The following is a 3,508-nucleotide window of genomic DNA, read 5'->3' on the forward strand; positions in this document are numbered from 1 at the left end:
TATGAAAGCGCCTATAAGGCAAGTGCTTGGCATTATAGTTGGTGTGTGTTTAAGCCATTCGGTGTTTGCCAGCCCAAGCGACCCATACCAGTTACTCCAAACGGTTGCGGATAAAACATTTAGCCAGATTAAGGCTGAGCAGATTAAGATCAAACAAAACCCGGAAATTTTACGTGACATTATCAAGCAACAGATGATGCCGTACGTTTATTACAAGTACTCCGCGTTGAAGGTACTAAGCAAAAATTTGCGCTCGGTGCCCAAAGAAAAAGTGCCGGAATACACTGAAGTATTCCGTGAATATTTAGTCACCAGTTTGGCTGTAGCCTTGTCATACTACACGAGTCAAGAAGTGTTATTAGAGCCCGCAAGAAATGTAGGAAGTGACAAGGATATTAGCATCAAGGCCTTGATCAAAGATCCCGGAGCGCCTGATATTCATTTAGCCTTTAGACTGCGTATTGATCCAGAAAGCGATGATTGGAAGGTGTACGACATTGTGGCCGAGGGTATCAGCTTGCTATCAAGTAAAGAGACTGAATTTGCCCCAGTTCTTCGCACTGATGGCATCCAAGCGGTTATTGACTCAATGAAAAAAACCAATAGTGCGCCGATTAAATTAGAAACCGCGGCAAAAAAATAAAACGCACTGTGCAGTGAACAAATTATGGGGTGCTGCGTAATGGACTTACTATTGATTATTAGCTGTTTGAGTTGAGCCATGACAAGCCCCTTTTTTGCAGACCTTGATGTATCCCGTGTCATTGAAATGGCATGGGAAGATCGCACTCCTTTTGACGCTATCGAGCGCTTATACGGCTTAGATGAAAGCGCTGTTATCAATTTGATGCGCAAGCATTTAAAAAGCAATACCTTTAAAAACTGGCGCGAGCGCGTATCCGGCCGTAAAACTAAGCATTTAAAACTGCGCTCGCCGGACATATCAAGAGCGTATTGCCCTTCGCAGTACAAAAGACAATAGCTCTTACACCTACTAAGCTCTAGTGATGACTGTCGCGACCTAAATCAATTTAAAGCGCAGGAAATCGCACTGAAATGGCTTAGCATTGATTCTTAGTGTTGCGTGCTAATTCAGCAGTTTACACGACCTAACGGTTTTCTAAGCGGTTGTAATCTAACCAGCCTGCTTCGATAGGACTGTGTTGCCTGAACGCCGCATTAAACCGATCACTAAAACGCCAAAAATCAGCTTGCGTGCGCCTTACGCCAAATTGGTCTAGTAAAGCAGCATAGGCTTTTTCTGTTTTAACCCGAGTTGCCGCCGCGACTAAGGTGCTTAGCTCAGCCTCTTTAACCTGCCAAAACACATCGGGATAACTGCCCAATAAGCCATGCACTAAGGTCATGTTGTCATGTTGTTTGTCACGGTTATCTTCTTCATCAAACAGGCTGTTTACATTAAAATGTGCACTGTTGCGGATTAAGGTAAATATTTCATCTTGCTGACCTTCAGTTTCCACCATGATCATGGTGATTTCAGGAAAAATACTAGCCGATTGGCCCTTAATAGTGCCTAACTTAGCCAAGATATCCTGACTTTTCTGCTGCAACTCACTGTCTGCCAGTGCATAGCCCTTAGGTTGCACGTTTTTCAAATATTGATGTAATTTTTCAAATAGCTCGGCCTTGGGCTTGTCTGAGGTAAAGGTGATACCTGAAGGCTGCTCAAATGAGAAAGCGTAGTCGTTCATAAAGTCTTGCAGTTCTTGACCGGATTTTTGATACCAAGAGCGCCCTTCAGTCCGGCGAGTTTCAAGTGGCAACAATGCCAAAAAGTTTGACTCGCCTTCCATACGTAAAAAGTCCATGTATAAGCGGGTTAACAGTTGATGGCCGTAATTGCCGTATACGTCAAAACCTGCCACCAGCAAATAATGGATACGCTCAAGTAGGGCATAATCGATTATCCACGCCGTTTTAGGAGGCTCACCCACAAGACCTTTAACGACGGTAGCGTTGTCAAAATGTCGAAACACCGTCAAACTTGCATTGGTATTTTCACCCTCGCCATCCCAAAGGCCGTCTAACTGCAGATGCTGCCCGCCTTGCAATGTTTTGTTTAAAAAAGCATGACGAGCTTTTAGGTATTGCCCTTGCCGCTCGGCATACTCAATCCAATTAAGCGCAAAAGCAGTGCTTTCATGTTCTGCAGGCAATCGCAGATTGTCTTTTTGCGCCAGATAAAAGGCTTCTACATCGGGAGAATCCGCTAATTCTGGCTTTAAAAAATACACCCAAAAATGGTCGTTTATAACGTTTAACGCCACCTGACCGCGACACACGGGCCCCTTGATGTAGCCCATTATGGTGTTTTCAGCCCGCTCTAACATAAAGCGATAACGTGCATTGACGGGTAACTGCGTAAATGCAGTTAATGGATTGGCAGCCACTTCTGGCTCGTAGCTAGGTAATGACTCAACTTGATAGGCCGCGTCCACAAACCACCTTTGCCATTTGCTCATCAACTCCTCATGGATGGCATAAGGTTGATGGGTTTTATTGACGATGGTTGACCTAACTGGCAGTAAGCGGTAATACACTCGTTCAACTTGCGGATCGTCAAATGGACGCCGTGTTGCGATGACCTTAATCGGCGTGCCCGGCGCCGAGCTTGAACGCACCAAGTTGTAAAATTGTGCGTGCGTATTGGGCTCTAGATGTTCACTAAAATACAAATGCGAGGTAAATAAGTGCTCGTATATATAACGCGAACTCAAACGCATTTTAAGATTGTCAGCGTTTAAAAACGCCTCAAGCTTATCGATTTCAAGCTGTTGCTCAGTTGAAACCGTAAAATCAGCTGGCATATTTGCGCCATTTTTTATCCAGTTGATTAATACATTATGTTCTTTTGCGTTTATGCCAGGTAAGCCATAGGGCATACCAGCAAGCGGCTGATTATTTTCATACCGCTCAAACTCTTCGATAGTTGGACATTCTTGAGTGCGATTTAAACTGACATCAAATTGCTCGTTTAGTAACTTGCTGGCAGGCAAGGGATGGTGTTGTTTCAGCATTAACATGCGCGCTAACAACGAGGCTTGTGTATTGGCTTCAACACTTTGCTGGCGCTCATTCAGCACAGGAAAAAAACCTCGTTCGCGCCACTCCTGAGTCTCAATTGCGTCAACAAACAAACGGTTTGGTTGCGCCGCAAGCAGGCGAGAACCTTGGTATACTTTGTCTTTATTGGCTCCACGCTCAATACCATGTGTCGACGTCATTTTAAGTTGGCAAGGCGCATCGTAGCAGGCATGGCACACCACGCACCGGCTCTCTATCACAGCGTTGACCTCGTCAAACTTCAGTTCTGGTAGTGGTTCGCTTAAATTAACCTCACGATTGCTTGGTTTGGCCTCACCGTATAAACGGTTTAAATCAAAACGCGCAATGGCTGCACAGCCAACACATAAGATGGCAACTACGATCACTAGATTGATCCAGCGAGGTTTGACTAACATGGCGACTCCGAACGGTATTAAGTAAA

Annotated in this window: 3 protein-coding genes; 2 read left to right on the plus strand and 1 reads right to left on the minus strand. The window is 44.8% G+C overall.

All coding sequences use genetic code 11. The annotated features are described in order from the left end of the window. Together NWQ57_RS09500 and NWQ57_RS09505 are read left to right on the plus strand one after the other, a co-directional pair. The coding region (locus NWQ57_RS09500) for a phospholipid-binding protein MlaC (protein WP_306021912.1) at positions 1-643 on the plus strand (643 nt) is incomplete at its 5' end. A gap of 78 nt (positions 644-721) precedes the next feature. Next, positions 722-982: a TIGR03643 family protein gene (locus NWQ57_RS09505; RefSeq protein WP_306021913.1), complete on the plus strand. Its 261-nt coding sequence runs from the start codon at positions 722-724 to the stop codon at positions 980-982. A 127-nt stretch (positions 983-1,109) separates the two neighbouring features. Here NWQ57_RS09505 and NWQ57_RS09510 read toward each other — a convergent pair whose 3' ends face one another. Further along, complete coding sequence (locus NWQ57_RS09510; protein WP_306021914.1) at positions 1,110-3,482, minus strand: fatty acid cis/trans isomerase; 2,373 nt, start codon at positions 3,480-3,482, stop codon at positions 1,110-1,112. Positions 3,483-3,508: the final 26 nt, after the last annotated feature.

The sequence above is a fragment of the Paraglaciecola sp. genome, from assembly GCF_030730205.1.
Lineage (GTDB): Bacteria > Pseudomonadota > Gammaproteobacteria > Enterobacterales > Alteromonadaceae > Paraglaciecola.